Genomic DNA, 17,799 nt, shown 5'->3' with positions numbered 1-17,799 from the left:
GCACCCCGAGGGGTGCCAATGAAGGAGTTCGTCTTGCAGGGGGTCAGACCAAGGCCATTTCGGCGTCCAGATCGATTCCGGCGTCGCGCATCTGGGCCAGTTTGTAGCGGAGTGTCCTGGGGCTGATGCCCAGCTGCTCTGCGGCCCGATTGCGACGTCCACGCTCTTTCCGAAGTGTCTGGATAATAATACGGAATTCCTGCTGCCTCAGATCATCTCCCAGCGAAGCCGCGCTGTCAGGCTCATCGACCTGCCCATGAAGCGGCTGATCGTAGGCGGAAATACCGGAGTCTGAAATGCCAGCTGCCTCCGCTGTGTTGCCACCGATTGCGGATGGCGAAGCCGGCTCCACGCTGCGAAGGTCCGGTCGGCCGGTGATGCCCAGCTCCAGACACAGATCGCCCGAGTGAATGACATTGCCCTGGTGCAGTACCAGCGCTCTCTGGATGGCGTTATCCAGCTCCCGGACATTGCCCGGCCACGGATGATTCATCAACGCGCTTTTTGCGTCCTGGCCAAAGGTAATCCCGGTAAGCTTCATTTTCCGGCAATGCTTTTTAAGCAGCGACGTGGCCAGCGGCATGATATCCAGCGGGCGCTCCCGGAGCGGCTGCCAGTGCATCGGAAACACCGTCAGGCGATAGTAAAGGTCTTCCCGGAATTTGCCTTCGCGAACGTAATCCGCCAGATCCCGGTTAGTGGTCGCCACCACCCGGACATCCAGACTGATGGTCTTGCGACCGCCAACCCGCTCCACTTCCCGCTCCTGCAAGACCCGCAGCAGCTTGGACTGGAGCCCCAGATCCATCTCAGAAATCTCGTCCAGAAGAATGGTGCCACCATTGGCCTGCTCGAATTTGCCGGGCGAGGAGGCGACGGCACCGGTAAAGGCGCCCTTCTCATGCCCAAACAGAATGGCTTCCAGCATGTTTTCGGGAATCGCTGCACAGTTTATAGCCACAAACGGCTGATCCGCCCGTGGAGATTGCTGATGAATATACCGGGCAAGCACTTCCTTACCGGTTCCGCTTTCACCGGAGATCATGACCGTCGAGTCGCTGCCGGCCACTTTGGTCGCCAGCTGGAACATGCGCTTGCTGATCGGATCCTCGGCCACTGGCTCATCGCTGGCTTTTTCACGTCCGCCGCCAACAATCTTGCTGACAGCATCCACCAGGAACCGTGGCTCGAACGGCTTGACAAGGTAATCGATGGCTCCGGCCTGCATGGCAGACACCGCATCACTGATCTGGCCATAGGCCGTGATCAGCATCATTGGCAGCCCCGGATACAGCCGCTGAACCTCAGCCAGCAACTGATGTCCTGACAGGCCCGGCATGTTGACATCACTGACCACCATATCCACCGGGGACTCTGCCAGTCGCTCAAGCGCTTCGCTGGCATTCGACGCTTCCCGCACCCGGAATTTTGCCAGTTCAAGGGTGGTTACCAGCGCTTCCCGCAGGTCATGGTCGTCCTCAACAATCAGAATCTGGGCCTTAGCCATGGGTGCCTCCGATCAGTTTCTGTTACGTAATTGCGGTAGCCGCAAGGTAGCGATGGCGCCGCCCTGGTCCGGCGATTCAATGGAAAACCGCCCCTGATGCGCCTTGATAACGGCTTGCACCACCGCAAGACCGAGCCCCGTGCCATGGGACTTGGTTGTGTAAAATGCTTCTGTTAAACGCGCCGTGTCCGAGGATTCGAAGCCAGGTCCGTTATCCACAACACGAATGACCAGCTCGCCGGTTTCTTCGGTTACCCGAACAGCAACACGGGTCGCGCCGGCCTCAAGACTGTTGTTCACAAGATTGGTGCAGGCGCCTACGAGGGCGTCCCGGTTACACATGAGACGACAGTCGCCGGAGATTTCGTTCTGGAGGCAGACTTCTGCGCCGGGAGCCGGCTTCAGCCCTTCCACGGCCGAAGCCAGTGCCGAAACCAGCTTGCCCGCAGACAGTTCCTCGGCCAGCCGGGTTTCCCCCCGGGCGAAGATCAGCATATCCCGCACCTGCTGTTCCAGGTGGGTCAGGCGAGACATCAAACGCGAAGCACAGCGTTGACGCATTTCTTCGTCGAGGTCTTCCTGGCCAAGGTGACCGCCATAAAGGATAGCGGCAGACAGCGGGGTGCGAATCTGGTGAGCAAGGGATGCGACCATCTTACCCATGGCAGACAGACGCTGGGCGTGGGCCAGCTGCGCCTGCAGATGCCGGGTTTCAGTGAGGTCGGTCAGCAGAATCAACTGGCCGGGCTGGTTTTCCATGGTCCGGATCTCAATGCTGACCCTGCGACCATCTTTCAGAGACACTTCGTGGCCATCGTCCCGCCGGGGCGCGAAACAGCGATGGATGACATCCACCCATCGGGCACCATCCAGGGGTTCTCCCAGAAGCGCAATGGCCGCGGGATTGGTCTGCGTCACCACGCCCTGGCTATCCAGAACCACAACGCCGGCAGGCAGTGCGTTCAGCAAAGTAGACAGGCGGTCCGCCAACTGCTCTTTCTCTTCAAGCTCCTGCTGACGCTGAAGCGATTCCTGGTTCAGTTCGCCAGAGAGCTGGTTAACCCGCGATTCAAGGGTTCGATACGAGTCGGTAATCTGTCGGGACATCCGGTTGAACAGTTCCAGGGCAGAATCCACCGCCGCGTCGTCCTGTTCCGGAAACAGGGCCGTAACCTTGTCGTTTACATCCGCCGCAGCGTTGGCTTTCGCACCGCCCGCGCCGGACTGAAGAACAAACTGTGCCTGACTCATAACCTGACTCCCCGATCGGCCCTTGGGTTCGGACCCAATAGTTCGGATACTTCGTTTGCAGGTTGTTAAGCCAGCACCGTGCCAACTTCATTTTTTCTATATATTTCAGCAGGAAAGAGAATCCGGAAAGAGAGGGATGACAATTTTACGTCGGTCGGAAATGGAAACGGCGCCTCAGGTTACGAACCTTTGACGCCGTTTAACGAGCTTCAAAATCCGGACGATCCAGCTCAGGATTCCTCAGATTCCTCTTCCCGTAGCCCGTACTTGCGAACTTTCTCCACCAGAGTGGTGCGACGGATCCGCAGCTTCTCGGCGGCTCTCGCCACTACACCGCCGGCTTCGTCGAGTGCCTGCTGGATCAGCTGCTTTTCAAGGTTGGAGAGGTAATCCTTGAGGTCGATACCGTTCACCGGCAGCAACGCCGGGGCATCCAGACCCACCAGACCGGGAATACCGGAAGGCATCCCGGTGTCCTCTACCGGACGGTTTTCATCGTAGTCGTCAATATAGCGGAACTTCTTGGGTAACTCCTGAACGCCGATTACGCCGTAGGGGTGCATGATCGACAGGCGTTCAACCAGATTGGCCAGTTCACGTACGTTACCGGGCCAGTCATGGCGACAAAGGCTCAAGATCGCCGCCGAATTCATCCGCAGCGAGCCCCGCTTCTCCTTCTCCATCCGGGAAATGAGTTCGTTGATCAGCAGCGGAATATCTTCCACCCGATCGCGAAGGGCCGGCATCTCGATGGGAAATACATTCAGGCGGTAATAAAGATCTTCCCGGAAATCCCCGGACTCGATCATGTCCTCCAGATGCTTATGAGTGGCGGCGATGACCCGGACATCCGCCGACTGGGTGCGATTGCTACCCACCCGCTCAAAGGTACGCTCCTGCAAAACCCTGAGGATCTTCACCTGCATGTTGAGCGGCATGTCGCCGATCTCATCCAGAAACAGGGTGCCGCCCTCCGCCATCTCGAAGCGCCCTACCCGGGCTGTAATGGCACCGGTAAAGGCGCCTTTTTCATGGCCGAAAAGTTCGCTTTCCAGAAGTTCAGCCGGGATGGCGCCACAGTTCACCGGCACAAACGGCTTGTCCCGTCTGGAAGAATGATAGTGCAGGTTGCGGGCAACCACTTCCTTGCCGGTGCCGGATTCACCGGTAATCAGTACGCTAACATCCTTATCGGCCACCTGTTCCATCAACTGGCGTACCTGCTGGACCTTGCGGCTGGTTCCCACAAGGCTGCGAAACAGCTGTAGTCCCCGCTGCTGGCCCCGCTCCCGGGAACGGCTGAACTGGTCCCGGTAGATCTGGGCCCGGTAGAGGGAATCAACAAACTTGGTGTAATTCAGCGGCCATTCCATGCGGGCAATAATACGGGCGCTGGCATCATCGGACAGGCCCTTGAGTTCAGGATGTCCAACAACCAGCAACGGGACTCCCTGAACGGCATTGCTCACAACCGCAATGGCCTCGGTGGCGCCAGCATCCTCTCCGTTCACCACCGCGACCGCGACATCTGAAAGCCTGTCCTCGTCGCCGCTGTTCAAAAGTGCCCTGGCTTCATCGCCGGCAAGGACCTGCTCCTCGCCGATGAACTCAAGAATGGTGACCATGTCCCGCAATCTTGAATCATCCTCGCTCAGCACCAGCACCTTGTTATTTTTAGACATTCAACCGAATCTCTTGAGGGATTTGTGCGGTATTTAAGACTGTAAGGGCGGCAGAGTCAATTTTATGACGCTATTTTGGTCGATTCGAAGAGACGTTCTGATAGGCCTTTGCCGCGCTCCGATTCCGGTTGACCCCCTTGAGGCCATCTTCCGCTTCCTTGCGGGCGATGCGCGCGGATTCATCCGCGGCGTCAATAAACTGCTGCAGCTCCTGCAAGCGGAGCCTCACCGGCTCCGCCTCAACCTCTCCCGCTTCCAGGGCAGCCATCAGGGGCTCGACTGCCGGCTTCACCTTCTCATTAAGACTGGTCATCGCTTCCCAGTCCTTGTCTGCGAGCGCGCGACCGAGATCGGCCATCAGCTGGTCGAGATGATCAAGGTGAACTTGCGGGTCTGCCATATCGGTCTCCTTGGAAATCAGCGGCGAGCGGCCCGACGGGCGGCTGATGCGGTGAATTCACCGCCGCGGAACCCGGGACTGAAATCATACGCCGGGAAACCATCATCCAACCCATCAATGTAGTAACGCTCCGCCTTCAGGTCGTAAGTCATTTCCATGGTAGTCCAGAACACCGGCTCACTGTAATAGCTGATGTTGTGGGCCTCAGACACACGCCACAGGTTTCCGTCCGCATCGTATTCCTCCGAGGCCAGAATCTGCCAGCTGTCTTCATCCACATAGAACACGCGACGATCGTAGATGTGGCTGATTCCGGTCCGACGTTTCGCTTCCACTACCCACACCCGATGAAGCTCATACCGGGTCAGTTCCTGATTGATGTGGCCCGGACGAATCACGTCATCGGCTTCCACCTCCGGACCGTGAAGCTTGTAGGCATTGTAGGGCACGAACAGCTCTCGCTTGCCTTTCAGCTCCCAGTCGTACTGGTTAGGCGCACCGTTATACATATCTTTCTGGTCTACCGAACGCAGGGACGATGAATTCGGCAGATCAGTCTCATAGGCGAGGTTGGGCGACCGGCGGAGCCGCCGGGAACCGGAATCATACCGCCAGGCCAGGCGCGGCGACCGCACCTGATCAAGGGTCTCGTGGACCAGCGTAATGGTGCCAGCCAAGGACGACGGTGCGATGGTGTCTGTCTTCAGGTAAAAAATCTTGTTATCGATTTCCGCCAGCTCCGCTCCTTTCTGGCTGTAAGCAAAAAAGTAGTCGTAGTCGTTGACCACCGGGTTGTAGGAGCCATCCTTCTGAGGTGTCGCGGATGCGCTGCGCAGGGAGATCTCTTCGCCCCGGTAACGCAGGATGTGGTTCCAGATGACTTCCAGGCCGTCTTTGGGAATCGGGAACGGACTGGTCATTATGGTGTCTCGCACACCATTGCCATTGTCCAGCAGCTCCGCTGTGAGGGCATTCTCACGAAACTTGTCGTAGACATGCTCCGGGAACGCCGCCGTGCGGCGAGTCTGGTAGACAGGCATGAAAAAGTCAGGCCCATACTTTTCCAGCATCGCAATATGGCCATCTGAGAGCTTGTCCCGATACAGGTCAAGATTGTCGGAGGTTATGACGAAGAGGGCCTGGTCCTCCGGAAACGGATCGATTTCAACCTGGCCCTTGCGCCAGCCCTCCGGAGGTGTGGTAAGACCTCCGGTCCACGCTGGAATGCTGCCTGAACGATTACCCGCCCTCTCGGCTCCAACCGGGGTGAGGTCCTCATCCAGCCGCTCGGCTTCGGCGGTCGTGACTTTGGACAGAGCCTGTCCGGAAAAACCGAAAAAAACCAGGGCGACACCTGCAACGATGTGGCTTCGCATCCCTTACACCTCCAGAAGTTCATGCAGTTGGGCAGCCGCAACGATCAGAACTCGCACAGCCGGGCGCCTTTTTGCCAAATTCAAACGGTCGTTTCAAGTGATTGTTTGTATTTTATTGTGAATCCTGCCTGCACAGACAATTGAAGAAATTTGTCACCGAAAATGGTATAGTGATGAATTAATTTTCCGGGGTTACACCCGCGCTGGGGGTTAAAAGTATTCCATGGCCTCGCAATGGCACTCGCTGGTTTCGCAAAAACTCTTTCTCGCCCGCACTCTGCTGGGGCAACTGGATCGGCCAACGGTCGAGGCTGAAGGGCAATCTCCTAACGAAGCGGAACAGGCCTTGCGCCGGGAGGCAGCGATTCAGGGGGCGATTGAACTCCTCCTCAGGTCCCGGAAACTATTGCTGGTAATGATTGCCAGGCTGTACCAGAGAAAATCAGAAGAACCTGCAACTCTGGATGAACTGGCCTTTCTGATCGGAACGGAACCGAATGAAATAGGTCGGCTAAGAGAGCTGGAACAGCGCTCCGGAAGTTGGTGGAACCACATGGAACAATTGGAACGCTCGCAGAGCCAACCACCGGCGACCAAAAAAACCGTCAGCGCGGAAAACATCATTGCGGTGTCCGCCGATTCCGGCCCGGATCGATCCGCGACGGCGTTGCTGAAAACACTGAATGCCGCCAAACATTTTGCTGACGATCTGGAAGACCAGCACAGCGAGTGGTAAGCCACTCCAACCGCCTGCGCTCCAGATCGAATTAACTTGAAGGTTTACTGAATGTCACCATCGTTTTTTGAAATCGTGCAACTGACCAACGGCGATTACGCCCTGCGCCGCATTGATGATGACAGTGCGCCGCTGGTAAAAATCTCTTTCTCGGCTGAAGCCCGGGAAATGATGGAAGACCGTGATATGTCCGTCGCCAAAGCAATGATCGCCGCAGGCATTGAGGCTGTCGGCAATGTTGCCCATGATATCGACTGGGAAGATGACGAACTGGACGCTTCAGACGCCCAGCCCTCCTACACTCTCCACTGAGTGACCTAACGCTGCCGGAGAACAACCCCGTGGCTGCGGCCTTCGGCAGACGCTTTTTGCAGGGATTCCAGGGCAGCACGGCCCAGTTTACGGGTCCACATGACCACCGCATGACACGTACCCGCACTGAGGGCTCGCTCGGCAAGCTCCTGCGCGGGATGGTCCGGTGTTGAACGAAGCACCAGCAACTCACCAGCCACGATCCCGTGCATTTTTTGCCACTTGCTGACCAATGCCTGAGGCGGGTCGATCCAGGCCAGCCAACGCTTTTCCTGGTTCAGTTGGGTCAGCATGGGCAACAGCAGCTGGAAGTTTTCCACCTGACCTTCGGGCAGGATAATTTCCGTGACGTTACCGGTAACCTTGGCTTCGGTGGGTTCCTGAGAGCGTCGGGCGCGAATGACAGAGCGTCGCTCGCGGGCGGCGGTTGCCGGCACTGAACAGGACAGAGCATTGGGATTGTAGGCCAGATTCTGATTAAAGCTCATTTGTTCCATAATTCACCCGTTTTCAATCTATCTGAGGCTATCCGGACTGATCAGTGCAGATCAGAGCGGCGGATAACACCGACACCCAGACCTTCGATGAACAATTCCTGCTCTGTCAGGTCCACTTCAATGGGTTCGAATTCTTCGTTCTCGGCAATCAGGTAGACTTTCGAGCCTTCCTTACGGAAACGTTTTACCGTGACTTCATCGCCAACCCGGGCAACAACCACCTGGCCATTGTGAACATCCTGAGTGCTGTGCACTGCCAGCAAATCGCCGTCAAGAATGCCGATATCCTTCATGCTCATGCCCCGAACCCGCAGCAGGTAGTCAGCCGAGGGCGAGAAGAACTCAGGCCGGAGAGTGCAGTGATCCTCAATATGTTCCTGGGCGAGGATCGGACTACCAGCCGCAACCTGCCCGATAACCGGCAAACCCAGATCTTCTTCAGCCTCAGGAAGACGGATACCGCGGCTGGCCCCGGGCACCATCTCGATGGCCCCTTTCCGTGCCAGCGCGCGAAGATGCTCCTCTGCTGCATTGGCCGAGCGAAAACCCAGTTCCGCCGCAATTTCGGCGCGGGTTGGCGGATAGCCGGTCTCATCGACGTATCGGCGTATGATGTCCAGTACCTGTGACTGCCTTGCTGTCAGCTTCATCAAGCTACTCCGCTTAATCGGGGCCCGGGCCCGAACTTTCTGCTGGAAAGGCCGTTCCGGGTGCCCTGTTTTTATATACAGTAAACTGACTATATACAGTGTTTTATCCAGTGTAAAGTCAGGCCCATGATTTTCTTGCATTCGCTTAACAATGAGGATTAACGGCGGTGTGATATGGTGAGCGCACGAGTCCTTATGAACCAGGGAGAAGCATGACCCAAGCCAGTGCCTGCAGGATGCCTGACATTCTGAAGACAAACGAAGGGAAGGAGCGCCGTGTTGGCGTCGAGATCGAGCTGTCCGGCCTGGGCTACGATGAGCTGGTTACCTTGGCCGCCAGACTGCTGAAAGGCACCCCTGTACTCCAGTCACGGTACGTGACAGCACTGCAGACAGAACTCGGCGAATTTACGGTGGAACTGGATTCCGACCCTATCAAGGATCTCGATCTGACCGATGGGCGGCTTCCGGAATCAATCCGGGAACTGGGTGGCCAGGCGATGGATGTGATCGATGCAGCGGCCGAGCGTGTTGTGCCTCTCGAAATAATCAGCCCACCCCTGCCATTTTCCAGCCTGGCTGCCATCGAATTGCTCGTTGATGACCTCAGGAAGGCCGGTGCGCTGGGCAGCCGGGATGCCATCTATTTTGCCTTCGGCCTGCAACTGAACCCGGAACTGCCCGATCTCAACCCAGAGACACTGGTCCGCTACTTCCAGGCGTTTGCGGCGTTATACGACTGGCTCAAACACCGGCACCAACTGGATGTCAGCCGTAAATTCACCACCTATATCGAACCCTGGCACGGCCGCTACACAGAGCTGCTGATGGAAGATAACTACCAGCCAAACCTCGGCGAGCTGATGGAGGACTACCTGGAATTCAATCCGACCCGCAACCGTGCCCTTGATCTGCTCCCGCTCTTTGCCCATCTGGACAGGGAGCGTCTTGAACGCCATGTTCAGGATCCGAGGATCAAAAGCCGGCCAACCCTGCACTACCGCTTGCCGGATTGCGATATCGACAATCCCGGCTGGCATTTCTCAACCGTGTGGAACGACTGGGTTGTCCTGGAGCAGCTGGCCAACAATCCGGACGACCTGGCCGACATGCGGCGGCTTTTCCGGGAGCGGCGGAAACTCAACCTGCATAACCTGACCCACAGCTGGCAGGAAACCACCGACGACTGGTTGGCCAAGAGCGGGTATGTCTGAACAGCATCCCGAACAGGAGCTTGAGGTTCCCGGACTGACCATCGGCATCAGCGGCCCCGCCAGGAAAAGCCTGGCCCATCGTCTGATCAGCCTCGGACTGCGTCTCCACGGCGCCCGTACCCACTACATTCGTCCCGGGTCACGGGTAGCCGTAGCCATGCTGGACGGCCTGGTGCTCTCCGGCGGCACCCATGTCCATCCAGAGCGATACGGCCAGGAACCCCAGGTTACCGCCAACTATGATCGCAAACGGGATGCTACCGATCAGTCGCTGCTCGAGCAGGCTGAGGCCATAGGTATTCCCGTGCTCGGGATTTGCCGAGGTGCACAGTTAATCAATGTTTTTCATGGTGGCTCCCTGTGCCAGAACGTGACTCCGCTGAGGGTAAACACCCGGCACCGCCCCCTGTTACTCCCTCTGCAAACCGTCCGCCTGGTCACGCACAGCCGGCTTGAACAAGCCATGCGCTCGCCGGTAATCGGCGCCAACCGGATTCACAGTCAGGCGATCAAGCGCCTGGGCCGCAATCTGCGGGTGACGGCCGTGGACAATGATCTTTTTGTACAGGCTATTGAAAGCACCGGGCGCCAATGGCTGACAGGCATCCAGTGGCATCCGGAATACCTGCTCTACCACGGCGGGCACCGGCGCATCTTTGGCCAGTTCGTGGATGCCGCCCGCCGATACAAGCTGGCCCGCCTGGAACCGGACGCCGACAATGCCTGATAATCTCACTGTTTCCAAAGGAGGAAATACCATGAACGGACGGAACCTCAAGCCACGTTCACATCTGAAATCCCGTTTTATTCTTTCCCTGGCGCTCATCCTGCCGACAGTTGCCATGGCGGGCGAAGTGACGCTCACCGGCGAAGGCAGCGTTCGTTATGAGCCGGACAGCGCCCGGCTGCAGTTTACTGCCAGTGCCGAGCATGCCCTTCCCCAGAAGGCTACCGAGCGGGTGGCTGCACTGATGGCACAGTGGCGTGAGAGCATTTCCGACTACCGGGATCGGCTCAACGACTATTCCGACGCAACGGTGAACCTGTACACCCGCACGCTGCCTGCGCCTGAGCGCGGCAAGGAACCGGAAAAGCAGGCTGTAGCCTCACAGACCATAAGCTTCAGCATCAATGATCTGAGCCTGCTGAATCCGCTGATCCGGGAGGCCCAGGCCGTGGGTCTGGATTACCAGCTTGGGCCCCATCAGTTCTTCCACTCAGATGAAGCCGGCATGGAACAGGAAGCACTGGCCAGAGCCATTGCCGACGCCCAGGCCAGGTGCCGATTTGTGGCGAGCCGGCTCGACCAGACCTGCGGCGATGTAGTCACCATCAATATTAATGGCGGGCATCGACCGGTGCCGATGATGATGTCGGAAGCCAAATCAATGTCAGATGCCGTTTCCAGCGTGGGCGAGCGCGAGATCCGCGCCTCGGTGACCGCAACCTTTGAACTTGATTGAGTTCAGAAATCCCGGGTGTAGAAAATATCCAGGGAGGCCGCCAGCCCGCTGGCAGCCTCCAGGTAAAAGTAGCGGCCCAGATCGTAGCGCAAGGCAACGGTCGTGATCGGCTCGAAGATGCCGACACCATAGCGCACGCTCAACTCGTCCGTCAGGTAGCCGCTGGCTACCACCGAAGTCTGGTCGCCGGAACCTTCTGCCTCAAGTGTCAGCTGGCGAATCCCGAACTCCTCACCAATCTGCCCGGTCACCTTGCTGGCCTGGGTCAGCCCGAGTGACAGTGCCGCCCGGCTCATCTGCCCCTCATCACCCCGGCTCTGGGGCGCCCTGCCCAGAATCACGTAGGAGAGTGCGTCCGTCTGCGGCATGTCGGGGTTCGAGAACACCTCCGTCTGGGGCGATTGAACAGGTCCTGTCAGGCGAATACCGGCAACCACGGTACCCACTGTTCGAACTGCTTCGATATCCAGATAAGGCTGGGTCAGGTTTCCGACAAACAGCAGTCTCGCACGTCTGAGTTCAAGCTCCTGGCCATAGGCTTCGTATTGGCCATTGACCAACTGAAGCGTGCCCCGGGTATCCATGTCGTTTCCGATCCTGAGAGAGCCTTTGAGATCGCCGGTAACACCGAACGCGGCAAAGGTTACCTGGTCTTCCCCCACCAATACGGTCACATCCATGTTCAATGAACGGACAACCGGCTCTTCCCGCTCAACGCCAACAATAACCTCATCTTCCGACACCGACACCGCTTGCTCGGGTAGTCCCTTGATCTCGATGTCGCCCCTGGGTACGCCGACTTGCCCGGTTACCTCAAGTGTCCCCTCCCGGAAGACAATGTTCAGATCCGGTTCAACCTCAAGCTGCGCATAAGGCTCCAAGTTAAAAGGAACACGACTTCCGGAAATGGTAATTTTTCCCCGGGGAGCCTGTTGCCAGTCGATTTCGCCATCCACAATGGTCTGGCTGCGGGCATTGCTCTGGATTCTGCCACTGATCCGCGCCGAATAGCCGGAGAACTGCAGGCTGGCAATCATCTCCTCAATCGGCACCGGCAACCGGGGATCTGAAACCCGGCCATCCACCAGGTTCAATTCTCCGGTCACGGCCGGCTTCATCAACGGGCCGGAGAGCTGGCCCTGGCCGTTTACCCGACCGGCGACCTCATCAAGCCCTGAAAGCAGCCCTGCAAGAGCAATATCCAGCCCTTCCAGACTGAACGACCCCTCTACGTTACGGTTCTCCGAATTCGGGTCCAGTCCCATATTCAGGACAAACTCGCCGAGTTCCGGGCCGGAAAGCCGGAACGCAAGGTCTGCTTGCTGAGGTTTTAGACTGACTTCGGTAGTCAGAGCGTTATAGGTGAGAGCTTCCCATTCTCCGTCCACCAGCAGTTCGAATTCACCATCACCGGCGTCCAGGAAAATTCTTCCATCCGGCCCGTCCGCCACGGTGGTAAAGTCGACCTCTCCGTTTATTCGACCATTCCAGCGAACAGTCTCCGGTAGCAACGGGGCCAGGGCCACCGTCGGGAAGCGGTCAATCCGATAGGCAATGCGGGGGACCGGGAGCAGTGTCTGGTCATCGGCACAGACAGTGCTCTGTTGCCAGCGCCAGCAGTGAGTGCCAAAGGTCAATTCACCATTGTCGCTGTATGCGAGCGCTGCAGGCGACTCAAGGTTCCATCGCTGGGATTGCTCCGGGAGATTGATCAGCCCCTGCGAAAGCTCCCCCTGCCAGGTTTTCCACTCAGAGCCAGCCCCACCCGCAAAAGCCAGCTCCAGAGCCGCTTCGGAATGGTTGGCCTGAACAGTCAGCGTGTGCTGCCCCTGGGTACCGCTGGCTCCGAGAGTAAGCGTTTCGAGCTCTTGCCCGAAGCCCCGGAGGTTTTCCGCCTGCAAGCGACTGACAAGGCGTAGCCCTTCTTCCAGATTGGCCTCCAGACTCAGTGTTTCAATACTCAGCTGATCCTGCCAGACGAAGTTCTGAGCACTCGCTTTCAGTTCTCCCTCAGGTCGCTCCGGCGTTCCCTCTGCCGCCAGAGTCGCTTGCAGGTTGCCACTCAGACCGGGCAGGACAATCTCCGGTTCGGGCAGATTCAGAACCAGATCCCCCTGCAACAGATTGCCCCAGGTGCCACGTCCCTCTACCCGGTTGTCGCCAATCGCCAGACTCAGCCCGGACAACTCCCAGCTACCGGATGACGTATCAAGGCGCCCTGTGAGCGACGCAGGATTGGAACGCCATTCGCCCTCCAGGTTCCAGTTGGCATTCATGGCGGGTATGGGGCCGTCCCCAAGCTGGCCTTCAGTAGTGACATCACCACTCAGGCTGGCTTCAAGAACTGGCACCCAGTAACCGGGATTGAAATCCTGAAGAGTCAGTGCCGCCTGCCAGGAAAGCGGCCCGGAAAAGTTCACCGATCCCTTCCCGGCAAGCGAGCCGGCGCCGGTGCTGACGGTCAGATCGGTCAGCGTGGTTTGCTCGGTGTCACCATCGACAGTGGTCGACAGCTCGGCTCGGCCCTGAGGACCATCAACGCCGGCTTCGAGCTCCGCGTGGTAGCTTCCCTCCCGCCAGGAAACGCTGCCATCCAGCGACCGAAGCGCGACTATCGGCGGCTCAAGGCCCGGGACCAGGGTATACCAGGGAAACCCACGCAAGCGGACATCCGCGCTGGCATCCAGGCCCTGGCTCCATGCCACACGCCCGTTAGCCACCACCGTACTCCGTTCGCTGCCATTGCTCCCATCAGTGGCCAGTTCAATACGGATGTTCTCAGCCGCCTGCGTGGTCACGAGGCCCTCCAGCGCCAGGCTCACCGGCCCCGTTGTGCCGGGCAACCTCGCCTGGGCCTGGGTGCGAAAACCTTTCTGCAAGCTGCCACGGGCTTCCACAGACCAGTCGTTGAGCACCAGGGTCTCCGGCAGTGCCTCAACTGCCCGGAACTGTCCCGAGGTTATCCGGAGTCTGGCCGGCAAGGTTGGATCCAGCGGCTCGACTTCCCCCGAGAGTTCAGCATTCAGGTAGCCGCGGCTGGTGACGTCTACCATCAGGTCCCGAACGCTGCCGGAGAGCGTGGCGTCGAGAACCCACTTGTCACCATACGGCGGCGGGATATCTGCCCTGACTTCCAGATTGATGGGCCAGTCTCGGCGGGTTTCGATCCGGCCGTTGGCAGAGACCGTGTAATCGCCCAACTGATACCAGGCGCGGTCAATGGTCCAGTCAGCGCCCGACCCGCCGGCATCCAGCTCAAGCCGGTCCCAGATCCTGTTGCCATTGAAAGTGAAAGGCCCCATCCGGACGCCGCTGATATTCAGCCCCAGAGGCAGATCCACGCCCGGCAGTGTGATTGCTCCTCCATCCCCGGATTTGTCTGCCGGCGGCAACTGGGTGACCCCGAGTGTTTCCGCCTTCAGGCTCTCAACACAAAGCTGTTTTCTGAACAGGCAGGAAGGCGACCAGTCCACGAGTGGCGATTCAACGATTACTTCAACCCCGTAGCCACGCCATTGCAGGCGGTCAGCCTGCCACTGGCCAAACAGCGAGCCGCGATCATTCTCCGCCTGCAGTCCCGGCACCTGGTCAATAACCCAGGCGGTCCCGGTCTCGGAACGCAGGGCCAGCAGAGCTGCCGCCAGCAATACCAGGGGAACGAGGATCAACACACCCAGAGATACCATCAACCAGAAGCGAAACCGACGCGGTCTGGTCCGTGGCTCCTGGTGGTTGTCTTCCGATCTCTCTGGTGTCTGCGTCAAAGCTCGGGCCCCATGGAAAAGTGAATCCGCCAGTCCCCGCCAAATTCCCTATCCAGACCTTTGGCAATGTCCAGGCGCAACGGACCGACCGGGCTGATCCAGCGAATGCCGATCCCGGCGCCAGTTGCCAGGGGGTCGTTCAGGTCATTGATGGCATTGCCATGATCCACAAACACCGCGGCACGCCATTTATCCGCAAACTGGTACTGATATTCGCCACTGCCAACCATCAGGAAGCGCCCACCTACAGGCACTCCGTTGTCGTTCTCTGGCGAAAGGGTTTCATAGCCATAGCCTCTCACACTCTGGTCGCCGCCTGCGAAAAAACGCAGGGAAGGCGGCACGTCAGCAAACCGGTTGGTCGCCACCGCGCCTGCCTGGACGCGTCCGAGGAAACGGTGCCGATCCGCAAACGTGAATAACCCTTTTACCAGAGCGTTAACGTGCAGGATATCCACATCGGACAGGGCCGCCCGGTGCGAACCGGTGACATCGAACTGCACGCGATAGCCACGGGAGGGGTCCAGCGGGGAGTCTGCGTGAATCTTCGAGTAGCCAGCGCCCGGCAGCAGAAGTTTGCTTGTGCCTTTCTCGTCGTTGCCGATGTTGAAACGCTCACCTTCCCATCGTAGTGAAAGAACCTGAAGCCAGCCGTTATCGAGCTGATGCTGCCATTGCTGGCCAAAGGTCAGCAGCTCTGATTCGACATTCTCGATGTCCTCCCGCTGATATCCGGCGGTGAGCCGGATCAGATCAGTCATGGGTGGATCCAGAGGCAACTCGTACCAGGTACTCAGATTTTGCCTTGGCACCGAAAGCTCCGTTTCCGCACCACGCTTGTGGCCCATGGGATTGATCCAGTGTTCCCGCCAGTTACCCCGGAACCGTGGCCCGACATCGGTCGAGAAACCCACGCCTGCAGACACTGAGCGGGCCTCTCGCCGAGTCAGCTCCACGCGCACAGGAATAACACCCTCTTCGGCACTGCTCGGCGATGCGTCAATATCCACCCCACTGAAGTAGCCGCTGTTCTGAAGATCCCGATTCAGCCTGGCTACCTCATCCGCATGATAGGGAATGCCGGGTTCGAAGGTGACGAACTGCTCCAGCAGTCCAAGCTCGAACCAGTGGCCGTCTTCAAAGGTAACCTCTCCAAGACGATACCGCTCGCCACTTTCATAGATCAGAGTAATAGTGGCACTACGGGTCGCGGGATCCACTTCCAGGGTTCTGGTGACAAAGGTTCCGTCAAAATATCCACGCCGGCGGGCACGGGTCTGAATGGTGTCCCGGAGATTGGCATACTGGCCATGATTGAGGATATCCCCTTCGGCAGGCTGCGCGGGAAGATTTGACGTAAACCGGTCATCAGAGGCTGCCGCGCCCCTGATCTCAACGACACGGGACTTAACCAGCACCGGCTCACCGGGCGTAATCGACAGTATCAGCCTGGCGGTAGAGTCCGAATCGCCCTGCTCGATCCGCCAGTCAATCAAGGGACTGTAATAGCCGAGAGCGCGTAAGGCCTCTCGGGCCTGTCCCAAAGCAGTGGAGGCGTAACGCCTCAGGTTTCCCGCACTCCGGCCCTCAACGTCACCTATAAAGGCTTCGGCATTTGATTTCAGCGCCGGATAGTCTCCTTCCATGTTCACAACCACCTGTTGCGCGCAAACCCACGCAGGCAGACAGCACAGCAAAGCGATGAAAAGCCGGACTCGGCCCGAATTCACGACTTGGTAGATTGATAGCATCCGGCTATTTCAGTGTTGGTGGTAACAAGAAGGATTTCCGTTCAAGCGTGGGAGTTTAATGGCAGACGGTCAAGTTAATCCATGGTTGGCCTTCCGGCATGCTTTGGGCGGCGGCAGGGCGAGTCGTTTGTGGCCTCGAAATACGCTAACCTGTCAGATACTTAGCAACAGACCGGACCTTGGCGAATGCTGAAGATAAATCGAGAAAACCTGAAATCCAGCCACCAGCTTGTCTGGTTCATCATTGATTTCCTGATGCTGGGGCTGCTGATCATCAACCTGGCGTTCATTATCTGGGACTCGATCTACAATTTTGTCGCCGTTCAGAATCTGCTGAAAGAACATGCCCCGGCCATCCAGTCCGCCTACCACCCCATTCACGAACGCTTCATCTTCTACGATCTGATCTTTGTCAGCATCTTCCTGACCGAGTTTTTTGTCCGCTGGGGTTACGCCATCAAGGCCAAAATCTATGACCGCTGGTACTTTTACCCGTTCATACACTGGTATGACCTGGTGGGCTGTATTCCCGTAGGAAGCCTGCGCTTCCTCCGTATACTTCGGGTGATCTCGATCATCTATCGACTGCACCAGTATAAAATCATTGATGTCACGAATAGCAAGATTTACCGCTTCGTGAATTTCTATTACGAAGCCTTTATGGAAGAGCTCTCTGATCGTATCGTGCTCAAGGTACTGAGCGGCGTGCAGCAGGAAGTCAAACGGGGCTCCCCCCTGTTCGACAAGATCCAGGAGGATATTCTCTACCCCCGGCGGGACATGCTCTCCGACTGGATCTCCAGGCGGGTTGCCGAGGCGGCCCAGGAAGGCTATGTACCCAATCGCGGAGCGCTGCGCAGCTATCTGGAGGATCGGGTTGATAACGCTCTCAAGCAGAATCTGGAACTGTCGCGGCTGAAGTATCTGCCGGTGGTGGGTCCCACCATTCAGGAAACCCTGGAAGAGGCCGTTGGAGACATCGTAGCCCATGTTATACACCAGATTCTCGAAGATCTGGCCTCGGCCTCCAACCACGCCTTCATTGAAGACATCGTGAACGTATTCCTGCCGACACCCGGTGAAGTGAAAACCGATGAGGCCCAGAACGAGGCGCTGATCCATCTGATTATCGAAATCATCGACGCGATCAAGGGGCAGGTAAAGGTAAAACACTGGCGATCCGAGTTGCCCTGACA

The 17,799-nt window shown here is 58.0% G+C and carries 15 protein-coding genes; 6 read left to right on the top strand and 9 right to left on the bottom strand.

What is annotated here, in order from left to right:
* Nucleotides 1-43 precede the first annotated feature (43 nt).
* The 5 genes from KEHDKFFH_RS01865 to KEHDKFFH_RS01845 all read right to left on the bottom strand — a co-directional run bounded on the left by KEHDKFFH_RS01865 (nt 44) and on the right by KEHDKFFH_RS01845 (nt 6,216).
* Entirely contained in the window at nt 44-1,507 is a 1,464-nt protein-coding gene (locus KEHDKFFH_RS01865) for a sigma-54-dependent transcriptional regulator (protein WP_104320338.1), read from the bottom strand.
* 12 nt (nt 1,508-1,519) lie between these two features.
* Entirely contained in the window at nt 1,520-2,758 is a 1,239-nt protein-coding gene (locus KEHDKFFH_RS01860; protein ID WP_104320337.1) for a sensor histidine kinase, read from the bottom strand.
* A gap of 230 nt (nt 2,759-2,988) precedes the next feature.
* A complete protein-coding gene (locus KEHDKFFH_RS01855) occupies nt 2,989-4,440 on the bottom strand; it encodes a sigma-54 dependent transcriptional regulator (RefSeq protein ID WP_104320336.1) in 1,452 nt (483 codons plus the stop codon).
* 70 nt (nt 4,441-4,510) lie between these two features.
* Nucleotides 4,511-4,840 carry an SOS cell division inhibitor gene (locus tag KEHDKFFH_RS01850; RefSeq protein ID WP_104320335.1) on the bottom strand — a complete coding sequence of 110 codons (330 nt, stop codon included), beginning with the start codon at nt 4,838-4,840 and terminating at the stop codon, nt 4,511-4,513.
* A 17-nt stretch (nt 4,841-4,857) separates the two neighbouring features.
* Nucleotides 4,858-6,216 carry a DUF1329 domain-containing protein gene (locus tag KEHDKFFH_RS01845; RefSeq protein WP_104320334.1) on the bottom strand — a complete coding sequence of 453 codons (1,359 nt, stop codon included), beginning with the start codon at nt 6,214-6,216 and terminating at the stop codon, nt 4,858-4,860.
* Nucleotides 6,217-6,439: 223 nt separating this feature from the next.
* Here KEHDKFFH_RS01845 and KEHDKFFH_RS01840 point away from each other — a divergent pair, with 223 nt between their 5' ends.
* Together KEHDKFFH_RS01840 and KEHDKFFH_RS01835 are read left to right on the top strand one after the other, a co-directional pair.
* On the top strand, nt 6,440-6,952 hold the full coding sequence (locus KEHDKFFH_RS01840) for a DUF6586 family protein (RefSeq protein ID WP_104320333.1): 513 nt from the start codon (nt 6,440-6,442) through the stop codon (nt 6,950-6,952).
* Between the two features lie 51 nt (nt 6,953-7,003).
* Nucleotides 7,004-7,264 carry a hypothetical protein gene (locus tag KEHDKFFH_RS01835; protein ID WP_104320332.1) on the top strand — a complete coding sequence of 87 codons (261 nt, stop codon included), beginning with the start codon at nt 7,004-7,006 and terminating at the stop codon, nt 7,262-7,264.
* Between the two features lie 5 nt (nt 7,265-7,269).
* On the opposite strand, the gene KEHDKFFH_RS01830 is transcribed toward KEHDKFFH_RS01835, so the two are convergent.
* Together KEHDKFFH_RS01830 and lexA are read right to left on the bottom strand one after the other, a co-directional pair.
* Nucleotides 7,270-7,761: a cell division inhibitor SulA gene (locus tag KEHDKFFH_RS01830; protein WP_104320331.1), complete on the bottom strand. Its 492-nt coding sequence runs from the start codon at nt 7,759-7,761 to the stop codon at nt 7,270-7,272.
* A 41-nt stretch (nt 7,762-7,802) separates the two neighbouring features.
* Nucleotides 7,803-8,414 carry a transcriptional repressor LexA gene (lexA, locus tag KEHDKFFH_RS01825; protein ID WP_192875727.1) on the bottom strand — a complete coding sequence of 204 codons (612 nt, stop codon included), beginning with the start codon at nt 8,412-8,414 and terminating at the stop codon, nt 7,803-7,805.
* A 209-nt stretch (nt 8,415-8,623) separates the two neighbouring features.
* On the opposite strand from lexA, the gene KEHDKFFH_RS01820 reads away from it, so the two are divergent.
* Genes KEHDKFFH_RS01820 through KEHDKFFH_RS01810 form a run of 3 tightly spaced genes read left to right on the top strand, consistent with a single transcriptional unit; the run spans nt 8,624 to nt 11,088 of the window.
* Nucleotides 8,624-9,625, top strand: coding sequence for an amidoligase family protein (locus tag KEHDKFFH_RS01820; protein WP_104320330.1), 1,002 nt, complete (start codon nt 8,624-8,626; stop codon nt 9,623-9,625).
* Entirely contained in the window at nt 9,618-10,352 is a 735-nt protein-coding gene (locus tag KEHDKFFH_RS01815; RefSeq protein ID WP_104320329.1) for a gamma-glutamyl-gamma-aminobutyrate hydrolase family protein, read from the top strand. Before KEHDKFFH_RS01820 ends, KEHDKFFH_RS01815 begins: the two co-directional genes overlap by 8 nt.
* A gap of 31 nt (nt 10,353-10,383) precedes the next feature.
* Nucleotides 10,384-11,088, top strand: coding sequence for an SIMPL domain-containing protein (locus KEHDKFFH_RS01810; RefSeq protein WP_104320328.1), 705 nt, complete (start codon nt 10,384-10,386; stop codon nt 11,086-11,088).
* Between the two features lie 2 nt (nt 11,089-11,090).
* Here the strand turns inward: KEHDKFFH_RS01810 and KEHDKFFH_RS01805 are convergent, their stop codons facing one another.
* Together KEHDKFFH_RS01805 and KEHDKFFH_RS01800 are read right to left on the bottom strand one after the other, a co-directional pair.
* The gene (locus KEHDKFFH_RS01805) at nt 11,091-14,852 is read right to left on the bottom strand and encodes a translocation/assembly module TamB domain-containing protein (protein ID WP_241956405.1); all 3,762 of its coding nucleotides are present in this window, start codon (nt 14,850-14,852) and stop codon (nt 11,091-11,093) included.
* On the bottom strand, nt 14,849-16,498 hold the full coding sequence (locus KEHDKFFH_RS01800; protein ID WP_104320327.1) for an autotransporter assembly complex protein TamA: 1,650 nt from the start codon (nt 16,496-16,498) through the stop codon (nt 14,849-14,851). Before KEHDKFFH_RS01800 ends, KEHDKFFH_RS01805 begins: the two co-directional genes overlap by 4 nt.
* 291 nt (nt 16,499-16,789) lie before the next feature.
* Here KEHDKFFH_RS01800 and KEHDKFFH_RS01795 point away from each other — a divergent pair, with 291 nt between their 5' ends.
* Nucleotides 16,790-17,797 (top strand): hypothetical protein, encoded by a 1,008-nt coding sequence (locus KEHDKFFH_RS01795; RefSeq protein ID WP_104320326.1) that lies wholly within the window; start codon nt 16,790-16,792, stop codon nt 17,795-17,797.
* Nucleotides 17,798-17,799: the final 2 nt, after the last annotated feature.

It is taken from the genome of Marinobacter maroccanus, assembly GCF_002933275.1.
Classification (GTDB): domain Bacteria; phylum Pseudomonadota; class Gammaproteobacteria; order Pseudomonadales; family Oleiphilaceae; genus Marinobacter; species Marinobacter maroccanus.
Note: the sequence above shows the minus strand (reverse complement) of the source record. Positions and strands in the feature narration are given on the sequence as shown.